A 26,008-nucleotide genomic window follows, 5' to 3' on the forward strand; every position below is an offset into this window, starting at 1 on the left:
GATTCTTAAAGATCCGGCTTTTTGATTTCCTGACAAAGCTCTATCAAAACTCCGTTTGTTCCTTTTGGATGCAGAAAGCAAACCAGCTTGTTATCGGCTCCGTTTTTTGGTGTTTCATTTAATAAAACAAAACCCTCTTTTTTCAGCCGTTCCATTTCTGATAAAATATCTTCTACTTCAAAAGCGATATGGTGAAATCCCTCGCCTTTTTTTTCGAGGAATTTTGCAATCGCACTATCCGGATTTGTGGCTTCAAGCAATTCTATTTTTGTCTGATTAATTTTAAAAAAGGAAGTTTCAACAGATTCAGATTCTACCGTTTCCCTTTTATAAGGCTGAGTATTGAATAAAGAGCCAAACAGCTTTTCAGCAGCTTCCATGTCCCTCACAGCAATTCCGATATGTTCAACGTTCTTCATGCTATTCAGAAAATAATTAGTTTACCGGCGGTTGTCTCCTCCCCCAACCATACTCAAATAACTTTCGTAGCGGCTAAAAGCAATTTCACCGGCACTTACCGCATCTTTAATTGCACAACCTGGCTCATTGATATGCTGACAATTATTGAAGCGGCATTCATTTAACCGTTCCCGCATTTCAGGAAAATAATGGCTGATTTCCTCCGGCTTCATATCTGCCAGTCCGAGTTCCTTAATTCCGGGTGAATCGATAATAAATGTCTTGGGAGCCAGTTCAAACATTTCTGCGAAAGTCGTGGTGTGAACTCCTTTGTTGGCGAAGGTTGAAACTTCCTGTGTTTTTATATCCAGCGTCGGTGCGATCGTATTAACCAATGTGGATTTTCCCACCCCGGAATGCCCGGACAAAAGCGAAACTTTTCCTTTCAACAATTGACTGAAATCTTCCAAACCTTCGCCCGTAACGGCGGTCGTGGCAATGCAAGTGTAACCCAGACTGGTATATAAATCCATCAACTGGGTCTGAAACTCCTTAATCTCGTCATTCAATAAATCCTGTTTATTAAAAATAATAACACCCGGAATACGAAAAGACTCAATCGCGACCAAAAATCTATCTATAAATCCCAATGAAGTTCTTGGAAAAACCAGCGTAGCAATCAGAATTGCCTGATCAACATTTGCCGCAATCAAATGTGCATGTGCTGTTTTATGTACCGATGCACGCACTACATAATTAACACGGGGAAGAATTTCATATATAATACCCGAGTTCTCATTTTCATCTTCAATTTCAAAACGCACAAAATCACCTACTGCAATGGGATTTGTCACTTTCAATCCCATCGTTTTAAATTTCCCTTTCAACCGGCACTGCCAAATGTGTCCATCCCGATCATCCCTGACTTCATACCAGGACCCTGTCGAGCGAATCACCAATCCTTTTTCAAACTCCATTCCAACTATTTAATATGAATGCAATAACGAATATAACAGAACTTTCAGGCTTGTTTGACGCAAAAATTAAATAATTGTAAAAGCATTACATTTAGTCAAGTAGTTTTCTCCCTTCTTTTGCCTTTCCTCTACAATAATGGTATAGTATTAAAATATATGCCGAATGATATATTAAGTTTTTTTAATAAAATTCGGTGTTTTCATATATTTTTTTATATATTAGTCCCGCGACTTACCATTATTGGCTGGTAATCGTCTTTGAACCTTACTACCACAATTCAAATTATGCTATGAATTCCGCTGTTGAAGAGCCAAGCTCCGTTATTGATATTAGAAAAAACCGCCTCAGAAGTAATCTTTTACTGGAATTATACCAATCCGGAGACACTTCCATTAATAAAATGGCCCGTTTGTTTCACGCCAGTATACCATCCGCAACCGGTATCGTTAATGAACTGATACGTGAAGGCTGGATTACAGAAACCGGGACGGGTCCGGCAAGAGCAGGCAGACCTCCTGTTTTATATGGCTTAAACAGCAAAAAATACCTGAATCTTATCATGGACATCAACCGCCATGATACGCACCTTGTTATTTTCGATCTTCATAACCAGATCATAGTGAAGCGCAAGGTGGATATAAAACTGGATGATTCGTCCACATTTCTGGAAGAACTTTTTAAGGAAACCGATACTTTTTTAAAATTCCACGACATTCCTTATTCCAAATTATGGGGAATTGGCGTTTCCATGCCTGGTTTGATCAATTCCACTCAAGGTGTGAACCTTACTTATTTAAATTTGACTCCTCCTGGTGTTCCGTTGGTATCTTATTTAAAAAAGCATTTCAACTTACCAATTTGCCTTTTTAACGATACAAAAGCAACGACGATTGGTGAGCACCGTTTTGGTTATGCTGTAAATAAATCACAGGTTTTAACCATTAACATTGACTGGGGTGTTGGTCTTGGTATTTTGTTGAATGGTGAAGTTTTTAATGGTGCTTCCGGCTTTGCAGGAGAACTGGGTCACATTCAGGTTAAACCTGACGGACTGCTTTGTCACTGCGGAAAGATTGGATGTCTTGATACCATCACATCTGCGCTCGCTCTTATACGTCAGGCAAAAGATGGAATTAAGAATGGCCGGGCTACGATTTTATCACAAATTGTAAATGGAAATCTGGATATTCTGGATACGAGTCATATTATCGAAGCTGTCCATGCCGGAGATGAATTTTCAATTGACCTGTTAAGTACAGTGGGAACGGAATTAGGAAAAGGTTTAGCCACAGCCGTTCATTTATTTAATCCGGAAGTCATTATTGTCGGTGGATTGCTGGCAGAAGCTGGTCCTTTTATATCCAATCCGATTGAGCAGGCTATTAATAAATATTGTTTATCTGACTTTAAAAATACACTATCGCTGCATATCTCCAAATTAGGCCCAAAAGCCAGACTTCTTGGTACACAAGCTCACTTATTTGAGCATTTAATTGTAAAAGAATTTTCCTGATCATGATAATGAAAGGAGTTAAGAAACGAATTAAACCAATTCTTAACTCTTTTTTATATTCTTATCTAAAAGCGCTCTTACCTTTTGCATGACGAGTGCTGTTGCTCCCGTCCGTGATTCAACATATTGTTTACTGATTTTTCCAAGATCTTTACGCTTTGAAGGTTCGTTTAGCCATTCGGTAAGGTAAAGTTTAATTTCGTTTGTATCTGCCACCGCTTTGGCACTTCCTTCATCAATTAGATCCAGAGCTTCCTGAAATTTCCCGTATTTTTTATTTCCAAAAAGAACAGGGACACCAAAAGTTGCCGCTTCCAGAATATTATGTAATCCTGATCCAAAAGAACCACCGATGTATGCAATGTCACTATATCGATATAAGGATGAAAGCATTCCGATATTGTCAATAATCAGATAATCAAACGGTTGAATTTCAGCAGAATCGTCGAATAATTTCTTATACTCAGAATATAGCATAGACTTTCCGTTCAAAGATTTCCGCCAGCTCTCCATCTGATTTTTCTCAATTTCATGCGGCGCTATGATCGCTTTTAGTTTTCCCTCAATCTGATTCAAAGCAGGAATTAATGCAACCATATCCGCCTCCCACACTGAACCTGCAACCAGACAAGGAGAATTCTGCAAAAATACCTCTATTTCAGGCAATTGCCGAACGCCCGAAGCAATACTTTTCACTCGATCAAAACGGGTATCGCCAGCAAGCGAACTGTCAGAAATCCCGATTTGCTGCATTAACTTCATAGATTCCTGATTTTGAACAAACAAATGATCAAAATAACCCAGCATTTTTCTGTAAAAACCTCCGTATGATTTAAAAAAAATCTGATCGGGACGAAATATGGTGGAGAATGAAAGTATATAGGAATTGCTCTGTTTTAACGCCGCAAGATGATTGAACCAGAATTCGTATTTAATAAAAAACGTGATTTCCGGCTTTACTAATTTAACAAATTGATCAGCATTTTCGGCTGTATCAATTGGCATATAACATACATAGTCAGCACCTGCATAACCTTTCCTGATTTCATAACCTGACGGGGAGAAGAAAGTCAGAAGAATAAAATAACCGGGAAATTCTTTTCGAAATTCTTCCATGACCGGTCTTCCCTGTTCAAATTCTCCCAATGAGGCAGCATGAAACCATGCAACCGGTCGTCCGTTAATTAATCCTGGTAAAACCGCTTCCAGCTTTTCAATTAATTTTTCACGGCCTTCAATACCAAGTTTGATTTTAGGACTAAACAAAGCCGCTACTTTCATAGCTCCGGAAAAGGCATTCATTGCCTGTTGATAAAGAAATTCGGACAAAATAATCGGGATAACTGAAATGAAAATTTAGTATTTTGTTTGATATCAAAGTCACGATATACCATAAAAATGTACTATCTTAACCTACAATTCTGAAACGAAAATTCCTTAAATAAATCGTTGCCTAAACAGCCGATTTTTATTCTTTTTTCGTTTAAAGAACATAAATGTACAAAAAACCGTTAATGTGAAATCCGGATACAGGTGGATATACTTATATTTAGTAATTTCACTTCCTATTCGCACATTAAAATACTATCATCAAGAGATATATTCGCGTAAATATGATTCGTGTAAAAATTTTACTTTCGATCTGTATTCTGGTTATTTTATCCACGGATATATACGCCCAGCGCAAGACCAAGTCCGAAGATTCTGAGGAAGTTTATAAATCCTTTACTTCCTTTGGTTTGACAACCAATACTAATTCGGGAATTTTGGGAGGAGCCGTTTTCCGGAAGTCGAACCTGATGTCTTCAACACTGTTTGGAAAAAACCAGTACCGTTATCTGGCTGTGGAACTTGTGAATGTGAAACATCCGAAAGAGCAGGCGCAGAGTTTCAATACAGGTGCCCGTTTTACTTTTGGGAAAGAAAATTACCTGTTTGTATTACGTCCCGAATATGGCCGTGAGCTTGCACTTTTCAACAGGCATGACGATGAAGGAATTTCGATCAGCGCTATTGGTGCTTTTGGGCCTTCTATTGGTTTTGAGAAACCATATATGATTCAGAAACAAATTTCAGGAGGAAGGGTACAAACTGTACCCGTTAAGATTGACCCAAATTCTACGGTAGATCCGTATGAAAATTTTGTTGGCGTAGGCAGTTTCTTTTCTGGTTTTGGACAAAGTAAAGTTGTACCCGGTGTGCACGTAAAAGCTGCGTTAAGTTTTGAACTTAGTGCATTCAGAGAAAATGTAACAGGTGTTGAAATTGGATTTTTAGCAGAAGGATTTACCCGGAAAATTGAAATTATGGGTTATGCTGAAAATAAAAGCATCTATACCTCCGGTTACATTACGCTCTATTTTGGCAGCAAGAAATAAGTCGTTAAATTTATATAATATTCACATCAGCTATTGACACGTGCTGATGATTGTTGACTTTGATTAGAAATCATGATTGAACTACCAGTGATACCTTCCGAACGCAAAAAACGTCCGGATTGGCTAAGAGTAAAACTTCCGGCAGGACCTGAATTTCGCAAGGTTCGCCAGTTGGTTGACAATTATAAATTACATACAATTTGTGAGAGTGGAAGCTGCCCGAATATGGGTGAATGCTGGGGAGCGGGTACGGCTACTTTTATGATTTTAGGAAATGTTTGTACGCGTAGTTGCAGTTTTTGCGCTGTTGCGACAGGCCGTCCGAATGAATATGATGCAGATGAACCACGCCGTGTGGCAGAAGCAATTAAGTTGATGGGCGTTAAACACGCCGTTATTACTTCCGTAAATCGTGACGAATTGAAAGATCGTGGTGCTGAAATTTGGTATCAAACTGTACGTCAGGTAAAAGAAAATACGCCTGAAACGACTATTGAAACTTTGATTCCTGATGTTAAAAATAACTGGGATGCTTTGATCCATATGATTGAAGCAGGCCAGGAAGTTGTTTCCCATAATATGGAAACGGTTGAGCGTTTATACCGTTCGGTAAGACCACAGGCGAAATACCAACGCAGTCTTGAACAAATTAAAAGAACAAAGGATTTCGGTCAGCGCACAAAATCGGGTATTATGCTTGGTTTGGGTGAAACACAGGATGAAGTTTACAAAGCGATGGACGATCTTGTTGAACACGGACTTGACATTCTGACTTTGGGCCAATATTTACAGCCTACTAAAATGCATCATGAAGTAATCGAATGGATTACACCTGCGATGTTTGACAATTATAGAGAAGAAGGATTAAAACGTGGATTGAAATATGTTGAATCAGGGCCATTGGTACGTTCAAGCTATCATGCTGAACGTCATGTTAATGTACCGATTTGATTTCCAGTTTGACATATAAAATAATGAAGCCTGATTTCGCCAAAGCAAAATCAGGCTTCATTATTTATTAACGATTCAAAACTATATTCTTAATATTTGTAGAATCTGGGCAACTTATCGATTTTTCCATGCTTAATATTTGGTTAATGTCTTAAAAAAATTCAATTTTGTTTCTCAATCGAAGTACGTTATTATCAATATAAATTAAAGAAGTACATAAAACCTAGTACATACTATGCCATATCTATTTACCTCGGAGTCCGTATCTGAAGGACATCCCGATAAAGTAGCTGACCAGATTTCAGATGCCCTGATTGATAATTTTTTAGCCTGGGATACGAACAGTAAAGTTGCCTGTGAAACTTTGGTTACAACAGGACAAGTAGTGTTGGCAGGAGAAGTAAAAACGAATACTTACCTTGATGTACAAAAAATCACGCGTGAAGTAATCCGCAGAATCGGATATACGAAAAGTGAGTACATGTTTGAAGCTAATTCATGCGGGATTTTATCAGCGATTCATGATCAGAGTGCTGATATCAACCAGGGAATTGACCGTGCCGTTGCAACAGAATCTTTTGAAGAAAAAGCAAATGCACAAGGAGCAGGTGATCAGGGAATGATGTTCGGCTACGCAACACGTGAAACTGACAATTATATGCCGCTTGCTTTGGATCTTGCTCATAAGATCCTTCAGGAAATGTCATACATCCGCAATAACGAACCTGAATTGATTCCATATCTTCGTCCTGATGCAAAATCTCAGGTGACGATTGAATACAGTGACGAAAACGTTCCATTGCGTATTGATACTATTGTTGTTTCTACACAACACGATGATTTTGATGAAGAAGCGACAATGCTTGCCAAAATCAAAGAAGATATCATCAAAATTGTAATTCCTCGTGTTAAAGCAAAATTGACTGAGTCGTTACAAAAATTATTCACTGATCACATCACTTTCCATATCAACCCGACCGGAAAATTTGTAATTGGTGGTCCGCATGGTGATACTGGTCTTACTGGCCGTAAAATTATTGTGGATACTTACGGTGGAAAAGGTGCTCACGGTGGTGGTGCTTTTTCCGGAAAAGATCCTTCCAAAGTTGACCGTTCTGCGGCGTACGCAACACGCCATATTGCAAAAAACATGGTAGCTGCCGGACTTTGTGACGAAGTACTTGTTCAGGTTTCTTATGCAATTGGTGTAGCTCAGCCATGCGGGTTGTATATTAATACTTACGGAACTTCGAAAGTTGCAGGACATGACGGTGAAATCGCTTCAAAAATTGAAAAGATCTTTGATTTGCGTCCTTATGCAATCGAGCAACGTTTGAAACTTCGTAACCCGATTTATTCAGAAACTGCTGCGTATGGTCATATGGGTCGTAAAAACGAAATCGTTACAAAGACTTTCAGAAGTGCTAGCGGAGAAGAAAAAGAGGTTGAGGTTGAACTATTTACATGGGAAAAACTTGACTTTGTAGATAAAATTAAAGAAGCTTTTGCTCTTTAATCAAAACAACATTTTATACAGAAAAAGGCCGGCAATTCTGCTGGCCTTTTTTGGTTTTATAACTTCGCCCCAGTATTAATTTACTATTAATTAACGCATTTATTTAGAACAATTCTCGTGAATGTAGAATAATTACGTATTTTTGACTAATAATCAGACCTTCCATTCGTTGTTGTAGAGCCGGATAAAAATTATTCTTCTTTATGGCTTGACCAACAAATCCTTTATGCAGCATCAGAAAATCAAATTTGTTAACAAAGAAAAATCCACTTTCTTCCCTACATTAAGACAAAGAGTTGATCTTTATTTTTCTGAAAACGAGCTGTCAAAAACAGGAGGTAATAAAATTATTTACAAGGCTCTTTTTATGTTGAGCCTGTATGTTATCCCATATATTTTAATCCTTTCCGGTTTTTTCACCGATCTGACGATGTTGGGTTTATCCATCATTATGGGCGTGGGAATTGCTGGCGTAGGTATGTCCGTAATGCATGATGCGATTCACGGGTCTTTAGCAAATTCCAATTTATTAAATAAGATCTTTGGCGGCTCTATTTACCTTCTGGGTGGAAATGCATACAACTGGGAAGTTCAGCATAACAGGCTTCATCATACCTATACCAATATTCACGAGGTTGACGAAGATATCACCGGTAAATTTTTATTACGTTTATCCTATCAAGAAAAACAAAAATACATACACCGCTTCCAGCATATCTATGCCTTTTTTCTTTACAGTTTAATGACAATTTCGTTTCTGTGGAAAGATTTCAAAGAGATTTCTCTTTTTAATGAAATGTCAAAATCCGGAATGACAAAACCGTATCCAAGAAAAGAATTAATACGTTTGATTGTAAGCAAACTGGCTTATGTGCTTTTCATTTGTGTGCTTCCGCTTGCTTTTACTTCTATTACTTTTGGCGAATGGGCAATTGGTTTTATGGCCATGCATTGTACAGCAGGACTTATTTTGAGTACCGTATTCCAAATGGCTCACGTTGTTGAAGGAACTGACCAGCCGATCCCTGATAATGCAGGAAGTATTGAAAATGCCTGGGCGGTTCATCAATTACAGACTACTTCGAATTTTGCCGGCAAAAACAGATTTCTTTCCTGGTACATCGGCGGGCTGGATTATCAGATTGAACATCATTTATTCCCTTCCATTTCACACATTCATTACCATGCGCTTTCTCCAATTGTGAGACAAACTGCACGAGAATTTGGTTTGGATTACAATGCCAAATCTGATTTTCTTAACGCACTTGGATCGCACATCAGGATGTTGAGGCATATGGGGACCAGGACTTCCGGATTGGAATTGGTTTAGTTACTTATTCATTGAGCCTTTGAGAATTTCTAAAAATTCTGCTGCTTTTAAAACTTTAATTTCAGGAAATTCGATTGTAGACAAAATATCATAATGGCGATCATTTGTAACCAGGAAATCCGCATTGCAGCTTACTGCACAGTCGGCAAACTTATTATCGTCCTTGTCTGCCTCAATGAGTTGCCAATGATAATATGGTTCAATTTTATGGACATTTGAAAGATTAAGCAATTCTATAAGTTGAAGATCCGTCCGGTTCAAACCAAGTCTTAAGCCAATCTGTTCCTCATATTCAGAGAGAATTTCATTAGTAACAAACAAATTGTAAATCTTTTGAAGAAGGGCTGAGTAAATCAAATGATAGTTTGATCTACTAGATATCTACACTAACAGAACGTTAGTATCTAACACTATATTCATAAATTTTATTGGTTTGGATCATTAAGAATGTCTTCCATTTCTTGTTGAGTCCAACCATTGGTATCCCATGCATCATCAGCTAGTTTAGTCAGCCTTTGCGCAAAATACCTACCGATTAATTCCTTAATATTAATTAAATCCTCGTCGCTTATTTCCCTCGCGTAAAGCTGCAATAGCTCTTGTTGAAGGTTAGTTAAAGGAGTTTTAAGAGCTGATGACATATCTGCTTTCCTTAAATGTTCATTCCAAAGTTAACAAATATCGGAAGTGAATTCAAGCATAATCAAAATTTGAATACGTCGGATTCTCCTATACATGCGCCTGCTCATCAATTTCACTTTCCCTTGCAATCTTTTCGATCATCTTCATTTTATCAAAATTCTTTTCTCTTGAAAGGAAAGTATACATTGCCGGAATAACGTAAAGCGTTAAAACCAACGAGAAAAGCAATCCACCCATAATCACAATTCCCATAGACATACGACTACGACCTGCGGAACCAAGCGCCATAGCAATGGGTAACGCACCGAGAATAGTTGCCAAACTTGTCATTAAAATGGGCCTGAAACGAAGTGTGGCTGCTTCCAAAGCTGCTTCTTTGATACCAAGACCAGTTTCTCGTAATTGATTGGCAAACTCCACAATCAGAATACCATTTTTTGTCACCAAACCGATCAACATAATCATACCGATCTGGCTGAAAATGTTAAGCGTTTGATTGAAATACCATAGTGAAAATACTGCCCCACCGATCGCCAGCGGTACTGTAATCATAATAATAAACGGATCGACAAAGCTTTCAAATTGTGCTGCCAAAATAAAGTAAATCAGCACCAGAGCGAGAAAAAACGAGAACATCGTGTTCGAAGAGCTTTCCGCATAATCCCGCGAAGAACCGCTCAGGGAAGTCTGAATCGCTTCATCTTTTAGTTTATCACGAATTCTGTCCATTGCAGCAATTCCATCTCCAATGGTTTTACCCGGAGCCAAAGAAGCCTGGACAGTTGCACTCATATAACGGTTAAAGTGAAAAAGTTGTGGTGGGCTGCTTTCCTCAACCGTTTTAACAATATTATCAAGCTGAATCAAACTTCCGTTACTGCTTCTCACAAACATACTTTTCAGATCCAGCGGTTCGTCACGGTTAGCTCTGTCATACTGACCAATAACCTGATATTGACGACCATTCATCGTAAAATAACCAAAACGCTGGCCAGCAAAAGCGAATTGCATGGTCTGCGCCACATCCTGAACAGATATTCCAAGAGACTTCGCTTTTTCTCTATCGATAACAATTTGTAATTCCGGCTTACTAAATTTGAGGTTTACGTCCGTAATGGCAAAAGTCGGATCATTGGAAGCTTCCTCCATGAATTTTGGAAGATATTCACGCAGTTTCTCAAAATCCGGTGCCTGAATCACATACTGAACCGGGAGTCCGCCTTTTGAATCCACTGCAATGGTTTGCTGCTGAACCACAAAGGATTTCGCATCGGGAAAGCGCTTCAACTGTTTGGTTATATAATCGGCGATTTCCTGCTGCGTTTCCTTACGTTCCATTCTGTCTGTAAGTGCAATCCTTCCACTACCTGTATTGGCAGCGCCCAGCCCCGAATTTCCTGGTGAAGTGATCAGCATCAAACCTTTTCTGCCAGGCATTGAATCCATTAACATCTGGCCAATTGTTTGCACGTAATTATCGGTAAATTCATAAGAAGAACCTTCCGGGGCGGTAACCTGCAAACGAAACCAGTTCCGGTCGTCCAATGGTGCTAATTCCGATTTCAGGTCTTTTCCAAAAAACCAGATCATACCCAAAGTCAAGCCAATCAGTGGAATGGCAACCCATCTCACTTTCAAAAATGAATTTAAGGCTTGTCCATAATTATTGGTCAGGCTCTCAAAGAAAGGCTCCGTTTTCTCATAAAACCAGCTCTTTTTATGTGTTTTGCGAACTAGGTAAGCATTAAGCATCGGTGTCAATGTCAGCGACACAAAAGCTGAAATAAGTACCGCAGCAGAAATTACAATCCCGAATTCCCGGAAAAGCTTTCCAACAAATCCTTGCATGAAAATGACCGGAAGGAATACCGCAGCCAGCGTAATCGATGTAGAAAGAACCGCAAAAATAATTTCGTTAGAACCTTTGATCGCCGCTTCAATAGGGCTCATCCCCTCTTCAATCTTCTTAAAAATATTCTCCGTGACGACAATCCCGTCATCCACCACCAAACCTGTTGCTAAAACAATTGCCAGAAGTGTCAGTACATTGATCGAAAATCCCATAATATACATTACGAAAAACGTACCGATCAGGGATACAGGAATATCAATCAACGGCCGGAATGCTATAAGCCAGTCGCGGAAAAACAGATATATAATGATTACAACAAGTACAATCGCGATCAGCAAAGTTTCTCCAACCTCTTCAATTGATCTTTCTACAAATATGGTATTATCAATCAGTGTGCCCAGTTCGTAATCCTTAGGCAGTTCCTTTTTAATTTCTTTAAGGCGCTTATTTACCTCTTCGGAAATGTTGATATAGTTAGCTCCCGGCATTGGAGAAATTGCCAGACCGATCATTGGGACATTATCAAGTCGCAAAATGGTTTCTTCATTTTCCGGACCAAGTTGTGCATAACCAATATCTTTCAGGTGGATCGTTTGTGTAGTTGTATTTTTAACGATCATCTCGTTAAAATCGTCCTCCGTTTTAAAACGGCCAACTGTTTTTACAGTTAATTCCGTATTATCACCGGCCAGTTTACCACTTGGCAATTCTATGTTTTCTTTATCCAAAGCAGATTTCACATCCTGCGTTGTAACACCTAAAGATGCCATTTTCACAGGATCCATCCAGATGCGCATGGCATATTTTTTCTGACCAAATATGCGGATTTCGCTAACTCCTTCAATTGTTTGCAGCCTTTGGGCAATTACGTTTTCAGCATAATCACTTACTTCCAGATGCGAGCGGGTATTGCTTTTGAAAGTTAGTACGATAATCGGTTCAGAGTTTGCATCTGCTTTGGCAACAACCGGCGGACCATCAATATCCAGAGGCAAAGTTCTTGATGCGGATCCTACTTTATCCCGAACGTCATTCGCGGCACGTTCCATATCCACACCAATGTCAAACTCGACGGTGATCTGGCTTGTTCCCTGGCTGCTTGTTGAATTAATTGACTTTATTCCTTCAATACTGTTCAGCTGTTTTTCCAGCGGTTCGGTAATCTGGGACTCTATGATATCCGCATTAGCCCCGGTATAACTTGTCCGGATCGAAACCACCGGTGGATCAATAGAAGGGAATTCCCTCATTCCCAGAAATTTATACCCAAGAAAACCGAATAAAATGATGAGAAGGTTCATCACAATGGCTAAAACCGGCCGCTTGATGGAGAGCGTTGAAATACTCATAGAAAATAAAATATTAGGAGCAGCTTACACCGCAGTAAGTCTTCAAATGCTGAAATCAATTTACCCTAACAGCAGAATTTGGCTTGATAGCCATAATCCCCGAAGTAATCAGAGAATCTCCCTGCTGCAATCCATCCAGTACCTGGATTTTCTTTTCCGTACGCAATCCCGTCGTTACCATCGCTTCCGTAGCCTTTCCGTTTTTTACGATAAAAACCTTTTTCCCTTTCAAAACCGGCACAATCGCTTCCGTAGGAATCATCACCGCCTTATGATTAGCCGCCAGCGCTGCCTTTACTTTTACAAACATACCCGGCACGAATTTCCCGGACGGATTATCAGCAATTGCGCGGATACGAAGTGTTCTAAGGCTTTCGTCCACTTTCGGTTCCAGGGCAACAACTTTTGCTGAATAATTGAAAACATCACCATCCAGATTAAAAGTAATTGCGCTGCCGACGTGAATATTGGAGGTATATTTTTCAGGCACCGTAAAATCAATCTTGATCGGATTGCTTTGTATAATGGTAACGATGGACGTACCCGGAGCCATATATGCTCCTTCACTAATGTTTTTCAATCCAATTCTACCATTGAAAGGCGCACGGATTTCTGTTTTTTCGAGCTGTGATTCAATGACTTCCTTATCGGCATCCAATACTCTGATGTTATTGGAAGTAACGTCGTATTCTTCAAGATTGATGGCTTCAACTTTCAAGAGCTTTTGCTGGCGAAGTTCTATTTTACGGGCAAGATCCTGATTGAACTCAACTTTCTGTAATTGCGCTTTAAGCTCGCGGTCATTTATTTTAGCGATCAATTGCCCTTTTGTAACATAAGAACCTTCTTTGATATTGAGCTTGACAAGCCGGCCTGAAATTTCTGCCATCAGATTTACTTCTTCATTGGGCAATACAGTTCCTGATGCGAAAATTTGATTGTCAATTGTTTCCATACCTACCACGTAGACATTCACTGGAATCGCCGCTGCTCCTGCTGATTTCCCCTCTCCTTTTCCTCCGCTACCCGAACCACCGGATTTCTCACTTTCGGACTTTGGAAAAACATAAATTTTCCCAAGAATAAGGACGATAATAATAGCACCAATTAAAATTACTGTACGCATAGAGGATAAAACTAAATTCTGTGCAATTTGAATATATATAAATTATATTTCTATAAAATAGCCATTTAAAGATACTTCATATTGTACAAAGGGACAATGGCTTACTTTTTTACTTTTTGACCCAGTCATTTTATGTGACCGACATTTATTAAAAATGATTTCGTTTAAATAAATACTGTTCAAACTGATTTTAGTTTTCCTTACATTTCATAGCGTGTCCCGAATTGTAAGGAAATCGTAGAAAAAGAAATTATCAAATTCATCACACAAATTATGAAATTATCAACCTCTCCTGTCCTATTCAGTTTTATCGTTATTTTATGTTTTTTCAGCAAAACTATCAGAAGTCAAAATCTGGTTAAAACGTACGAAGTTCAGTGGAAAAATGTGGCTAATTACACTGATAAAGGTTTGTCTCAATCTGCTTTGGCAGAAGTGAAAAAGATATATCAACTTGCTAAAAAGGAAAATCAGGAAGCACAGATTATAAAGGCTGTCGTTTACATGATTGATCTGCAAAGTGAAAACAGGGAGAATGCGGAGATTATTTCAATTCAGGAGCTTGAAAAAGAAATCAATTCAAATAAGGAACCGGCAAAATCAATACTAACGAGTTTACTGGCAAAAAAATATTATCAATACTATCAGCAAATCCGCTGGCAGCTTTACAACCGAACGGCTACACAGGAATTCAAAAAAGAAGATATTGCTACCTGGACAACCGAGGATTTTCACCAAAAAATCTCATCGTTATATCTGCGTTCGATCAGTCAGGAGAAATTATTAAAACAAACTGCGCTTGAAGGGTACAATGCCATTATCACAAAAGGAAACGTACGTAAATTACGCCCGACTTTATATGATTTATTAGCGCAGGAGGCTCTGGCGTATTTTTCAACCGATGAAAGAAATATTAAAAAGCCCACTTATTCCTTCGAGATAAACAGCGCTTCGGCATATGATCCAGCAGCTGATTTTATTCACCGGAAATTCGAAACCAAGGATACCACCTCACTGGAATTTTACACACTAAAATTGTATCAAAAATTAATTGCTTTCCATATTAATGATAAAACTGCTGATGCTTTAATTGATATAGATTTGCAGCGTTTGCAATATGTGAAGCAAAAATCCGTACATCCGGATAGTGATGAATTGTATTTCATGTCAGTTCGTCATTTGGCGGATCAATATCAAAATACGCCTGCCGCTGCACAGGCCTGGTATTTGACTGCTTTGTGGCACTATGAAAATGGAGTTGGATACCAAGCAAATCAGGATACAACCAATCGTCTTGAGAAAGTAAAAGCAATAGAAATTTGTAATAAGATTATTAAACAAAATTCAAAAACAGAAGGTGGCGTTAATGCACTTAATTTAATGCAAACCATTCAGCGTAAAAGTCTTCAATACACCACGGAAAACGTAAATATTCCAGAGAAACCTTTCCGAATGCTAGTTGAATACCAAAACATTAACAGACTTTATCTTCGTATTATCAGATCTACCGAGGAAATGAAGATTAAAATAAGTTTTGGACTTAGCCCGGAAAATCTTCATCTGTTTACAACCGCTACCTCCATCCGTAGCTGGGAGCAAAACCTTCCTGATACGAAAGATTATCAGGAACATAGTCTTGAAATCAAAGTAGATGCACTGCCTGTTGGAGAATATTTTATCCTCGTAGCTGATAATCCCATATTCCAAAACCCTAAAACGTTGATAGGGCTGCGCCAACTATATATATCTAACATTACTTATGCTCAAAACGGGGACGACCTTTTCCTTTTAAATCGGGATACCGGTCAACCACTTTCACAGGCAAAGGTCAGAATCTGGCAAACGCGAAACGACCGCAATGGTTTAGGTTATCTGAAATTGAAAAGCGATTTATTTGTAGCAGATTACAACGGATATTTAAAAAGAAAGAAGCTTAACGACACTCAAAATCCCATTACGGAGCTGTTGGAGATTACACATGAAAACGATAAACTTTTCATGCAAAAGGAGGCGCATACCTACTACAGGTATTCAGAAGAGGAAACTCCGATGACAAGAAAAACATATCTTTTCACCGACCGGAGTATTTACCGCCCCGGACAGATGGTTTATTACAAGGGAATCGTCACCAATAGCAATGCTTCTACTTCCCAACCGGATATTGATACTGACATTCCGGTTATATTGAAAAATACCAATTGGGAGGAAGTTGAAAAAACCATTGTTCGTGTCAATGACTTTGGAGGTTTTTCAGGCAAATTCCAGTTACCAACAAATACTCTGAACGGTGCATTCAGTCTTTATGTTGACGAAAATAGCAGTGTTACTATTTACGTGGAAGATTATAAAAGGCCCAAATTTGCAATAGCCTTCGATTCACTAAAAACTACATACAAACTTAACGATTCTATCAGGATTAACGGAGCAGCAATTGCCTATGCCGGAAATACTATTGATGCGGCAAAAGTTTCTTACCGTGTCGTCAGGAATACAAGTCATCTTTATAATTCATATGATAAACATATGACTCTACCAAGTTTTCCTGTTGACATTACACATGGAGAGATCACAACAGCACAATCAGGAAAATTCTCAATTGCCTTTCAGGCTACTCCGGATTTGAAAATCAGTAAAAATATTGAACCCATTTTTCATTTTACCATTCATGCGAACGTTACCGATAGTAATGGCGAAACCAGAAGTGAAGAAATTACTGTGTCAGTAGGTTACAAATCCATTATTCTAAAAACTGACATTTCCGATAAAATCCAGACAGACACTCTTAAAAATTTCGCTATACGGACTGAAAATATGAATGGTGTATTTACAGAGTCTGACGTAAAAATAAAAATGATTCGTCTTATGCCTGAAAACAGACTTATCAGAGAGCGGTTATGGAAAAGACCAGATCTTTTTGTGATGTCCAAAGCAGAATTCATTTCACTTTTCCCTAATGACGAATATGATAATGAATCAGATTTTGAAAATTGGCCCGAACAGCAAGTTGTTTTTGAGAAAACAAAAAGATTAAGCCCGGATAAAGGATTTAATGTTTCCGAAACAAAATTTGATGCTGGTTTTTACAAATTAGAAATTACTGCAATTCATTTGGGGGAAGAAATTAAAGACATAAAGTTCGTTGAAATTATTGATCCGAAAAGTGGTAAAACGAACCGACCTGAATACTTGACTATCAAAGAGAGCAATCCTATCCAACCTGGTGAAAAAACAACCTTTGAAATCGGATCTTCAGCAAATCAGGTTTTTGTAATTAAGAGCTCCTCCTGGAAAGAAAAAGGCTCATACCCATATTCATTTTTTTCAATAAATAATGAAAAAAGAATATTTGAATTTTCAGTGACAGAAGCTGATCGCAGAAGTTATTCAGTTGATTATTTATTTGTCAAACATAACAGGATTTACGCACATGACGAAGTTGTGAAGGTTCCCTGGCTCAATAAAGATCTCCAAATTGAATATCTCACATTTCGAGATAAAACACTACCAGGAAGTAAGGAGAAATGGAAGATAAAAATCACTGGTTATAAAAAAGAGAAAGTAGCGGCAGAAATGCTCGCATCTATGTACGACACTTCATTGGATCAATTTCATCCAAATCAGTGGATCAAACCCGACTTGTGGCGGGAAATATTAGATAATGACGCGTGGAATTCTTTTGATAATTTTTCGGATGGAGCAGCAATTACCAATTTATCCGATTATTTGATTCCAAGCATGTCTTTGAACAAAATATATGATGAGTTTTTCTGGCAAAACTTTGGGCGGATAGTTTTTAAGGGAAACAAAGGAAAGACTATAAATCGAAATACACTGGCAGAAAAAGTACCTGGTGTAAACCTGGAATCGAGTTTAGCAGTTGTACAATTAGCTGATGAACAACATGCTAAAATGGAAAGTCCCGTCATTCCAGACAAACCTGCTATTAAAAAAGAGATTACTAATAACATCCGTAAAAACTTCAGCGAAACCGCTTTTTTCTTCCCGGATTTATTAACAAATGAAAAGGGAGAAATTGAATTTTCATTTACCATGCCGGAAGCGTTAACACGCTGGAAATTTCAGGCGCTGGCGCATACAAAAGAATTGGCTTTGGGATATAGTTCGAAGGAAATTATTACTCAGAAAGATCTGATGGTTCAACCAAATGCACCAAGATTTTTGCGGGAAGGTGATAAAATCTCGTTCAGTTCAAAAGTTGTAAATCTTGCTGATAAGGAACTGAGCGGAACGGTTACCTTTCAATTGTTTGATACGGAAACGAATCAATCAGTGGATGAAATTTTCAAGAATACTTCATTTTCACAGTCATTTATTTTAAAAGGTAAAGAAAGTAAAACAATACAATTCCCGATTGAAGTACCTGAAAATTTCTCCAAAACATTGACCTGGCGGATCATCGCTAAATCCGGTTCTTATTCAGATGGCGAAGAAAACTTTTTGCCGGTTCTTAGCAACAGAATTCTGGTAACAGAAACGCTTCCGTTGTCAACCAAAGGAAATGGCAGTAAGAATTTTAAATTTGAAAAACTGATAAACTCAGGAAATTCCAAAACGTTATCCAACCTGTCACTTTCGGCTGAGTTTACAACAAATCCGGCCTGGTACGCAGTGCAGGCTTTACCGTATCTGGCAAAAAGTCGTTTTGATTGTGCCGAGCAAATTTGGAACAGATATTATGCCAATGCCTTGGCTGCAAATATTGTCCAAATGTCCCCACGAATATCGAAAATTTTCGAGACCTGGCGAACTCTGGATACAACTGCGCTGCATGGCAATCTGCAAAAAAATCAGGAATTGAAATCCATATTTTTAGAAGAAACGCCGTGGGTATTAGCTGCGAAAACAGAAAATCAGCAAAAGAAAAATATTGCTTTGTTATTCGATCTGAACAAGATCAGTAATGATTTACAATCCAATTTTGCAAAGCTCGAACAAATGCAAAATCCGAACGGTGCTTTTAGCTGGTTCAAAGGCGGACCGGATGACCGTTATATGACACAATATATTTTGTCGGGAATAGGCCATTTGAGAAAAATAAGCGGGAAAGGCAAAAGTATGGATGTAAAAATGGAAACGCTTATGCGTAAAGGAATTCAGTTTCTGGATCAAAAGATCAAAGAAGATTATGATTTTCTGGTAAAAGAGAAAACTGATTTAAACAAACTTTCGGCTGGTCCAAATGCTATTCAATATTTGTATATGCGTAGCTTTTTCCCTGAAATTGAAATACCAAAAACATCCCAAAAAGCCTGGAATTATTTTCATGACCGGGCAAAACTCAACTGGCTTTCACAATCCAAATATTTACAAGGACTTACAGCCCTGGCTCTTTTCAAAACCGGTGAAAAAGAAATTGCAAAAGCCATTTTAAAATCGTTGAAAGAGACGGCGATTACTAATGAAGAAATGGGAATGTACTGGAAAAGTAATCAGCAAGGCTGGTGGTGGTACGAAGCGCCCGTTGAAAGACAAGCGTTATTGATTGAAGCATTTCAGGAAATAAATCAGGATTCAAAAACGGTAAATGATTTGAAAACCTGGCTGCTAAAAAACAAGCAAACCAATAACTGGGAAAGTACAAAAGCTACCGCAGAAGCCTGCTACGCCCTGCTTTTACAGGGAACTGATATTTTGAATCAGGAGTCTGTGATTACTTTAAACCTGGGAGAATTGAGTTTAAAATCGACCGATCAGAAACAGGAAGCGGGAACAGGATATTTCAAAACAATTGTTGACGGGACGAAAATCAAGCCTGAAATGGGAAATGTGAAAATTGAGGTGAACACAAATTCATCATCCAATCTCCCTGCCTGGGGCGCTGTTTACTGGCAGTATTTTGAAAATGCAGATAAAGTAACTTCCGCAGAAACTTCACTGAAATTAGCTAAACAGCTTTTCATAGAAAGAAACTCCGATAAAGGTCCGGTGCTGTCTCTTGTTAAAGAAGGTGACAAACTTCATGTCGGCGATAAAATAAATGTCCGCATTGAGCTTCGCGCCGACCGTGACATGGAATATGTGCATATGAAAGATCTCCGCGCTGCTGCTTTTGAACCTGTAAATGTGCTGAGCGGTTATAAGTGGAAAGGAGGATTGGGCTATTATGAAAGTACACGGGACGCCAGTACAGATTTCTTTTTTGACCATTTAAGACAAGGCACTTATGTTTTTGAATACCCATTATTTGTGACACATGACGGAAATTTTGCCAATGGTATTACGAATATTGAATGTATGTATGCACCGGAATTTTCAGGGCATAGTGATGGAGTGAGGGTTGAGGTAGGACGGTAATTTGCAATGCATCAATCCATAGTTAAAACATGATACCAAATTGTTATCTTTACTTGTGGACAAAATCGGATATATAGAAATAAGAATTACAGGATCAAAGGGAAATCTTGACCTTTCCCCTGACAATTACGACATTCGGGAGATCATCTCAATCCTCGAAAATGTCGAAAGTTTGTTATATCCCGGAGAAAAAAAGGACAGACCCACAATCAGTTATAGGATTGAAGAAGGTTCCGTAAGACATATTTTCAAAACATCTATCCAATATATTATTGGTTTTAATGCTGTTGTAGGTCAGATCAATCAAATTCAAAATATTGATTTTCTCGATCTTTCAACTGCAACGGCTTTTGAAAACATACAGAATATTGCTGCCAAACGAGATTATTCTTTCACAATAAAAACATCTGTCGATAAATCTAATTCTGTTAAAATCGACCGAACTACTAAATATTATAGAACTGAGGCAGTTTGGGCGGATGCGGAATTTTACTTTTATGGAAAAGTGACTAACGCGGGAGGAAAGGAGAAAGCAAATATCCATGTTTCAACAGAGGATCTGGGAGTCATTAGAATACAAACTCCGATAAGTTTTTTGGAGAATTATGACGACAACCTGCTTTATAAAAGTTTTGGCGTAAGAGCAACGGGAAAACAGCATTCAGAAACGGGAGAAATCGATACATCCAGTCTTAAATTTGTTGAAATGGTAGATTATCATCCAAAATACGATGAGCAATATTTAAATAACCTGATTGATAAAGCGTCAGGTAATTGGTCAGAAATCTCAGACAAGGAATCTTGGCTAAAAGAAATCAGAGGTAGCTATGAAGATTAAAGAAAGCGTATTTTGTGATACCAGTTTTTTTATTCGTCTTTTGGATAAAACAGATCCGTTGCATGCGAATGCCAGGGGTTACTTCAGGTATTTCACAGAAAACGGATATCCGCTGATGATAAGTACAATTGCAATTGCTGAGTACTGTGTCCGTGGAAAAATTACTGATCTTCCGCTAAGAAACTTGCAAATTTTACCCTTCAATCTGGATCACGCACTAAGAACAAGTGAATTTGCACGAGTAATTTTCGAAAATAAAAGTGCTCTGGATTTAAAACAACGGAAAATCATTCCAAATGATACAAAGCTTTTCGCACAAGCCGATACAGAAAAAAGTGTACTCCATTATCTTTCATCGGATACCGAAAGCTCCAAAATCTATAATCTTCTTAGAAAAGAATCAGATCCCAAATTCGAATTCATTAATTTAAATACGCCTTATCATCAACAATTTGGTATACTTGATCTATAAAATCATATAGAGAAGGCCTTCTGAATCTTCAAAACCGCATCCACAAACCTATCCATATCTTTTCGCTCACCTAACATTCCGTTTTGTAAAATCCACACAGCGTCCGTATTGCAGGCCGCCTCAGCAACCGGACAAATTACCTTGCTGTAATCCACTGTCCCAGGAATGGCATAACACATGAAATTTTTGTTTTGAAAAAGCGGCTGTTTGTATAGCGGATGTGGATATCCTTTGAAACACGGAACGCCTTCCGCCGCCAGTATTTCTACAAATTTATCTTTCGGTATGTTGCCAAATTTAGACGCATCATATTTGAAAATATAAATATGATAACAATGCATCGTGATTTCTTCACTTCTCACCAAGGGCAATATCCCCTCAATGTTTTCAAAAAGTTCAGTAAGATAAAGCCCGTTCTGATTCCTTTTTTCTGTCTGGCTTTGTAGTCTTTTTAATTGCTGGGAAAGCAAAACGGCCTGCATTTGGGTAATCCGGTAATTGCAGCCAGGATTATAATGATCATACCATTGCCCGCCTTCAGTACGCCCGACATTTCGCAGAGAATTCATCATCGCGTACAATTCATCATCATTAGTAACTACAATTCCTCCTTCGCCGGCCGTGAGATTTTTGGATGATTGAAAACTGAAACTGCCAACATCACCTATCGAACCTAATTTTTTCCCTTTATATTCTGCACCATGGCCATGGGCTGCGTCTTCGATCACTCGTAAATTATGTCGCTTAGCAATATCCAGAATAGCGTCCATATCGCAGGAAAGTCCACCAAAATGAACAGGAATTATTGCTTTGGTACGTGCAGTAATGGCAGCTTCAATTTTAGTGTGATCAAGATTGTAAGTGTCAGGATGGATATCAACAAAAACCGGAACACAATTACATTCAATAACCGTAGATGCGGTGGCAATAAACGTATAGGGTGATACGATCACTTCATCTCCCGGTTTTACACCGCAGGCAATCAAAGCCAACCGAAGCGAAACAGAACCATTCACACAACTCACCGCATATTTACTTCCGCAGAAAGCCGCAAATTCTTTTTCAAACTTTTCAACTTCATCACCACAATCCGGATTTCCCCACTTTCCGCTGGCTATAACTTCTGATACGGCCTGTACTTCTTTTTCATCAAAAATTGGCCACGGAAAGTTACGTTTTACAGATTTCTCTCCCCCATCAATTGCTAATAATTGGCTCATTCCCGATTTGTTATAATGTCTAAAATATCATGTCTCCATCACATACTTGTGAAAATGTAATTAAGACTATTAAATCCAAAATCGCAATGAAAGAAATATAGCCTGTTTTTGATATTATACAGTAATATTTCTATAACCCTAAACCTGTCATTTCATCCATGAAAAATCAAAAGCTCTTCCCTGCTATCCTCAATGCTGCCATGTCATTAGCCACCGCCTGGGCCATACGTGGCCAGTTTGGACATGAGCAGGGAGCGGCATGGGCAGGAAGTTTTGGCGCCATAAGCATCGTTTTACTGGCCAAAAGACAAGATTGGTATGCCAAAATATTCCAGCTGGCACTCGCATCCGCCGCTGGCTGGGGCGTTGCCGGAATAGCAAGCTACGGGCTGGTTGTTGGTTATGGGCGAAGTACAGAATTTGGCAATGCCTATTACGGTCTGCTTATGCTTTTTATTATCGGCGGATTATTTGGTTTACTGGGAGGCGGGCTCTTTGGAATCGCGCTTGGAGACAGTAACGAAAAACCTGTAAAATGGTACAATCTGATCGTTGAAATGACTATTGGCGGAATCATTTTTTACTATCTCCTGATAGAAGAATTTGAGTGGCTTATGACTCCTCCACGCGGCGAATACTGGGCAACATGCCTGGGGATGACGATAGCCATGTTTTGGTATATGATCCGTCAAAAACAATATGCCGCCACTCGGGTAGCGATTTTTGCAGGATTTGGAGGCGGTTTTGGCTTTGCTTTTGGCAATTTTTTACAAATTATGGGTCACGTTTCAGAGATTAAATTCAACTTTTGGAATGTGATGGAATATTCAATCGGATTTTTCGGTGGCTTAGGTATAGCATATGGCACTTTTACGTCAGAATGGCCCGTTACCGCATTCAAAACCAACCGGAATAAACTTATAGCTCCGCTTCTCATTTTAACATTAATAATTCCATTCTTCGTTTGGGATCAATCTTTTGAAACCAAACGGCTTGTTGAAACCATTCAAAGTTTTAAACCTCTGGCAGATGCCGCTGGAATTACTAAATCCGTTCAATGGGTAGCTTTGCTTTTGATATTGCTAACTTCTGGCTACTGGTTTTACATTTTTTACTTCAAAAACAAAGAAGAAACAATTACTATTAACTACCACGACGCCAACCGCTTTTTTCTTGCACATCTCGGATTGTATACCATTTACAGCATTTTAATCACCGGTGCATTCATGAGTCTGTACAGGATTGAGCAATATCTCTACATCGTCAACGTGCTGATTATCGGTTTATTCATTGGAAAATTCCAGCCTGATTTCACCAACAGAGGGTTGAATTTTAGTCGCTGGGCCATTAATTTGATTTTTGCATTAGCTTTTATTGCGTTGATTGTAGTCGTTGCCATCAGTTCTCACGGAGAATTGAACGGCGCCCATAACCGGTTTGAATGAAAGATTGCAAACCAGACATTTCGTTATTTGATCTGATATTTTGATTATGTATATTCCTGAAAGCATAATGAGATATCAGATCAAAAATGGACATTACAAAAATTACTTTGGTCAAGATCACTTCTTCTGATCTTGAAGAATTACAAAAACTGGGTAAACAAACTTTTCTTGAAACTTTTGCACCGGTCAACACAGAAGAAAATATTCAGGATTATCTCCAAACCGGTTTCACGGATGAGAAACTTCTTAAAGAAATTACAAATCCCGGTTCGCATTTTTACTTCGCCAAACTGAACGATAAATCAATCGGTTATCTCAAACTAAATTTCGGAAATGCACAAACCGAATTGCAGGACAGCGATGCAATGGAAATAGAAAGAATTTACGTTTTACAGGAATTTCATGGTCAAAAAGCCGGACAATTTCTTTTCAGCGAAGCATTGAAAATTGCCCATGAACACCATCTTAAATACATATGGCTTGGCGTTTGGGAGAAAAATGAGAAGGCTATAAAATTTTATGAAAAGAACGGTTTTATTCCATTTGACAAACACAGCTTTGTACTCGGCACCGACATTCAAACGGATGTCATGATGAAACTGCCTCTCAATAAATAATTTGACTGAAATTATATTTCTAATCCAACGATTTATATAATTTTAATGTCTACTCAATGTTATCTAATATTATCCTCCAACGTTATGAAAAATTTATCCTTTTTTATTCTATTTGCTTTACTATCAGGCTGTACGCACGAAGCAATTACAGACCTGCCCGACGAAACTGAAACTGACGGCAAAACGATTAGTTTCAACGGCTTCACCTTAAAAGCACCTTCAAATTGGTACGGATTCAAACTCCAGGGAATCGACTCACAGGTGGGAGGCGTTACGAATGCGGTTGACACATTGTATTTTGATTTTGGCTGGTACTCCTACGATTTCTCCGATCTTCAACCATCTTTATATACAAAAACTAAGGTTAAAGTAAACGGTAAAGAAGCACTGATTGTCAAACCAATTCAACCTGGCCAGGGACTCATAGGAATTTACATTAAACTTGAAGGAGAGGATAGGTTTAATTTATACGGCGTAAGCAAAAATGAAGATGAGGTCCTGCGTATCTGCAAGTCGGTCAATTTTTTATAGATGAATGATGGAGAGATCGGTTCTCTATATATGCCTCTATGTTTTCAAATGCTGTATTTAAAATTGACCAGAAAACATGATTTTCAGAGAAGCCAGAATAGATGACATTCCGCAAATCCAGGTCGTCAGACATGCTGTGAAAGAAAATATTTTGTCCGATCCGAGTCTTGTCACGGACCAGGATTGCATAGAATATTTAACGGTAAGAGGGAAAGGATGGGTTTGTGAAATTGACAATCAAATCATTGGATTTTCCATCGCTGATTTGAAAGACAATAACATCTGGGCCCTTTTTTTGAAACCCGAATTTGAAAAACGAGGAATCGGAAGACAGCTTCATGACCAGATGCTAAACTGGTATTTTTCGAAAAAAACCGAAACCGTTTGGCTCAGTACTACTCCCGGAACCAAGGCTGATCAATTTTATAGAAGATGCGGCTGGACAGAAACTGGCAACTATGGAACAAGCCAGATCAGGTTTGAAATGACTTTTGAAAAATGGTCAGATTCCCGGTGATGAGTAAACCGTTTCTGTT

Annotated in this window: 20 protein-coding genes; 12 read left to right on the plus strand and 8 right to left on the minus strand. The window is 38.6% G+C overall.

The window, feature by feature from the left end:
• Positions 1–5: 5 nt before the first annotated feature.
• Positions 6–419: a methylmalonyl-CoA epimerase gene (gene mce, locus IEE83_RS24695; protein ID WP_194123145.1), complete on the minus strand. Its 414-nt coding sequence runs from the start codon at positions 417–419 to the stop codon at positions 6–8.
• Positions 420–440: 21 nt separating this feature from the next.
• Entirely contained in the window at positions 441–1,376 is a 936-nt protein-coding gene (gene rsgA, locus IEE83_RS24700; RefSeq protein WP_194123146.1) for a ribosome small subunit-dependent GTPase A, read from the minus strand.
• A gap of 290 nt (positions 1,377–1,666) precedes the next feature.
• On the opposite strand from rsgA, the gene IEE83_RS24705 reads away from it, so the two are divergent.
• The gene (locus IEE83_RS24705; protein WP_194123147.1) at positions 1,667–2,890 is read left to right on the plus strand and encodes an ROK family transcriptional regulator; all 1,224 of its coding nucleotides are present in this window, start codon (positions 1,667–1,669) and stop codon (positions 2,888–2,890) included.
• A gap of 42 nt (positions 2,891–2,932) precedes the next feature.
• On the opposite strand, the gene IEE83_RS24710 is transcribed toward IEE83_RS24705, so the two are convergent.
• A complete protein-coding gene (locus IEE83_RS24710; protein ID WP_194123148.1) occupies positions 2,933–4,192 on the minus strand; it encodes a 3-deoxy-D-manno-octulosonic acid transferase in 1,260 nt (419 codons plus the stop codon).
• 311 nt (positions 4,193–4,503) lie between these two features.
• Here IEE83_RS24710 and IEE83_RS24715 point away from each other — a divergent pair, with 311 nt between their 5' ends.
• From IEE83_RS24715 to IEE83_RS24730, 4 genes are all read left to right on the plus strand, one after another.
• Positions 4,504–5,268 carry a hypothetical protein gene (locus IEE83_RS24715; RefSeq protein ID WP_194123149.1) on the plus strand — a complete coding sequence of 255 codons (765 nt, stop codon included), beginning with the start codon at positions 4,504–4,506 and terminating at the stop codon, positions 5,266–5,268.
• A gap of 72 nt (positions 5,269–5,340) precedes the next feature.
• Positions 5,341–6,219 carry a lipoyl synthase gene (lipA, locus tag IEE83_RS24720; protein ID WP_194123150.1) on the plus strand — a complete coding sequence of 293 codons (879 nt, stop codon included), beginning with the start codon at positions 5,341–5,343 and terminating at the stop codon, positions 6,217–6,219.
• Between the two features lie 235 nt (positions 6,220–6,454).
• Positions 6,455–7,735: a methionine adenosyltransferase gene (gene metK, locus IEE83_RS24725; RefSeq protein ID WP_194123151.1), complete on the plus strand. Its 1,281-nt coding sequence runs from the start codon at positions 6,455–6,457 to the stop codon at positions 7,733–7,735.
• Positions 7,736–7,961: 226 nt separating this feature from the next.
• Complete coding sequence (locus IEE83_RS24730; protein ID WP_194123152.1) at positions 7,962–9,065, plus strand: fatty acid desaturase family protein; 1,104 nt, start codon at positions 7,962–7,964, stop codon at positions 9,063–9,065.
• On the opposite strand, the gene IEE83_RS24735 is transcribed toward IEE83_RS24730, so the two are convergent.
• The 4 genes from IEE83_RS24735 to IEE83_RS24750 all read right to left on the minus strand — a co-directional run bounded on the left by IEE83_RS24735 (position 9,066) and on the right by IEE83_RS24750 (position 14,034).
• Entirely contained in the window at positions 9,066–9,422 is a 357-nt protein-coding gene (locus IEE83_RS24735; RefSeq protein ID WP_228101958.1) for a PIN domain-containing protein, read from the minus strand.
• A 68-nt stretch (positions 9,423–9,490) separates the two neighbouring features.
• Positions 9,491–9,706, minus strand: a complete 216-nt coding sequence (locus IEE83_RS24740; protein ID WP_194123153.1) for a DUF8507 family protein — start codon at positions 9,704–9,706, stop codon at positions 9,491–9,493.
• 88 nt (positions 9,707–9,794) lie between these two features.
• The gene (locus tag IEE83_RS24745; protein ID WP_194123154.1) at positions 9,795–12,908 is read right to left on the minus strand and encodes an efflux RND transporter permease subunit; all 3,114 of its coding nucleotides are present in this window, start codon (positions 12,906–12,908) and stop codon (positions 9,795–9,797) included.
• A 55-nt stretch (positions 12,909–12,963) separates the two neighbouring features.
• On the minus strand, positions 12,964–14,034 hold the full coding sequence (locus IEE83_RS24750; protein ID WP_194123155.1) for an efflux RND transporter periplasmic adaptor subunit: 1,071 nt from the start codon (positions 14,032–14,034) through the stop codon (positions 12,964–12,966).
• 273 nt (positions 14,035–14,307) lie between these two features.
• Between IEE83_RS24750 and IEE83_RS24755 the strand changes: the two genes are divergently transcribed.
• Genes IEE83_RS24755 through IEE83_RS24765 form a run of 3 tightly spaced genes read left to right on the plus strand, consistent with a single transcriptional unit; the run spans position 14,308 to position 21,659 of the window.
• Positions 14,308–20,349, plus strand: a complete 6,042-nt coding sequence (locus IEE83_RS24755; RefSeq protein WP_194123156.1) for an alpha-2-macroglobulin family protein — start codon at positions 14,308–14,310, stop codon at positions 20,347–20,349.
• Positions 20,350–20,389: 40 nt separating this feature from the next.
• Positions 20,390–21,187 (plus strand): hypothetical protein, encoded by a 798-nt coding sequence (locus tag IEE83_RS24760; protein ID WP_228101959.1) that lies wholly within the window; start codon positions 20,390–20,392, stop codon positions 21,185–21,187.
• A complete protein-coding gene (locus tag IEE83_RS24765) occupies positions 21,177–21,659 on the plus strand; it encodes a PIN domain-containing protein (protein WP_228101960.1) in 483 nt (160 codons plus the stop codon). The genes IEE83_RS24760 and IEE83_RS24765 overlap by 11 nt, the downstream gene beginning before the upstream one ends.
• A 2-nt stretch (positions 21,660–21,661) precedes the next feature.
• On the opposite strand, the gene IEE83_RS24770 is transcribed toward IEE83_RS24765, so the two are convergent.
• Positions 21,662–22,879 carry a DegT/DnrJ/EryC1/StrS family aminotransferase gene (locus IEE83_RS24770; protein WP_194123157.1) on the minus strand — a complete coding sequence of 406 codons (1,218 nt, stop codon included), beginning with the start codon at positions 22,877–22,879 and terminating at the stop codon, positions 21,662–21,664.
• A 158-nt stretch (positions 22,880–23,037) separates the two neighbouring features.
• On the opposite strand from IEE83_RS24770, the gene IEE83_RS24775 reads away from it, so the two are divergent.
• The 4 genes from IEE83_RS24775 (at position 23,038) to IEE83_RS24790 (ending at position 25,989) form a co-directional block, all read left to right on the plus strand.
• Positions 23,038–24,324 (plus strand): hypothetical protein, encoded by a 1,287-nt coding sequence (locus tag IEE83_RS24775; RefSeq protein WP_194123158.1) that lies wholly within the window; start codon positions 23,038–23,040, stop codon positions 24,322–24,324.
• A gap of 86 nt (positions 24,325–24,410) precedes the next feature.
• Positions 24,411–24,941: a GNAT family N-acetyltransferase gene (locus IEE83_RS24780; RefSeq protein WP_228101961.1), complete on the plus strand. Its 531-nt coding sequence runs from the start codon at positions 24,411–24,413 to the stop codon at positions 24,939–24,941.
• Positions 24,942–25,025: 84 nt separating this feature from the next.
• Positions 25,026–25,472, plus strand: coding sequence for a hypothetical protein (locus IEE83_RS24785; protein WP_194123159.1), 447 nt, complete (start codon positions 25,026–25,028; stop codon positions 25,470–25,472).
• A 76-nt stretch (positions 25,473–25,548) separates the two neighbouring features.
• Positions 25,549–25,989 (plus strand): GNAT family N-acetyltransferase, encoded by a 441-nt coding sequence (locus IEE83_RS24790; protein ID WP_194123160.1) that lies wholly within the window; start codon positions 25,549–25,551, stop codon positions 25,987–25,989.
• The last annotated feature ends 19 nt before the right edge of the window (positions 25,990–26,008 follow it).

It is taken from the genome of Dyadobacter subterraneus (genome assembly GCF_015221875.1).
Taxonomy (GTDB): domain Bacteria; phylum Bacteroidota; class Bacteroidia; order Cytophagales; family Spirosomataceae; genus Dyadobacter; species Dyadobacter subterraneus.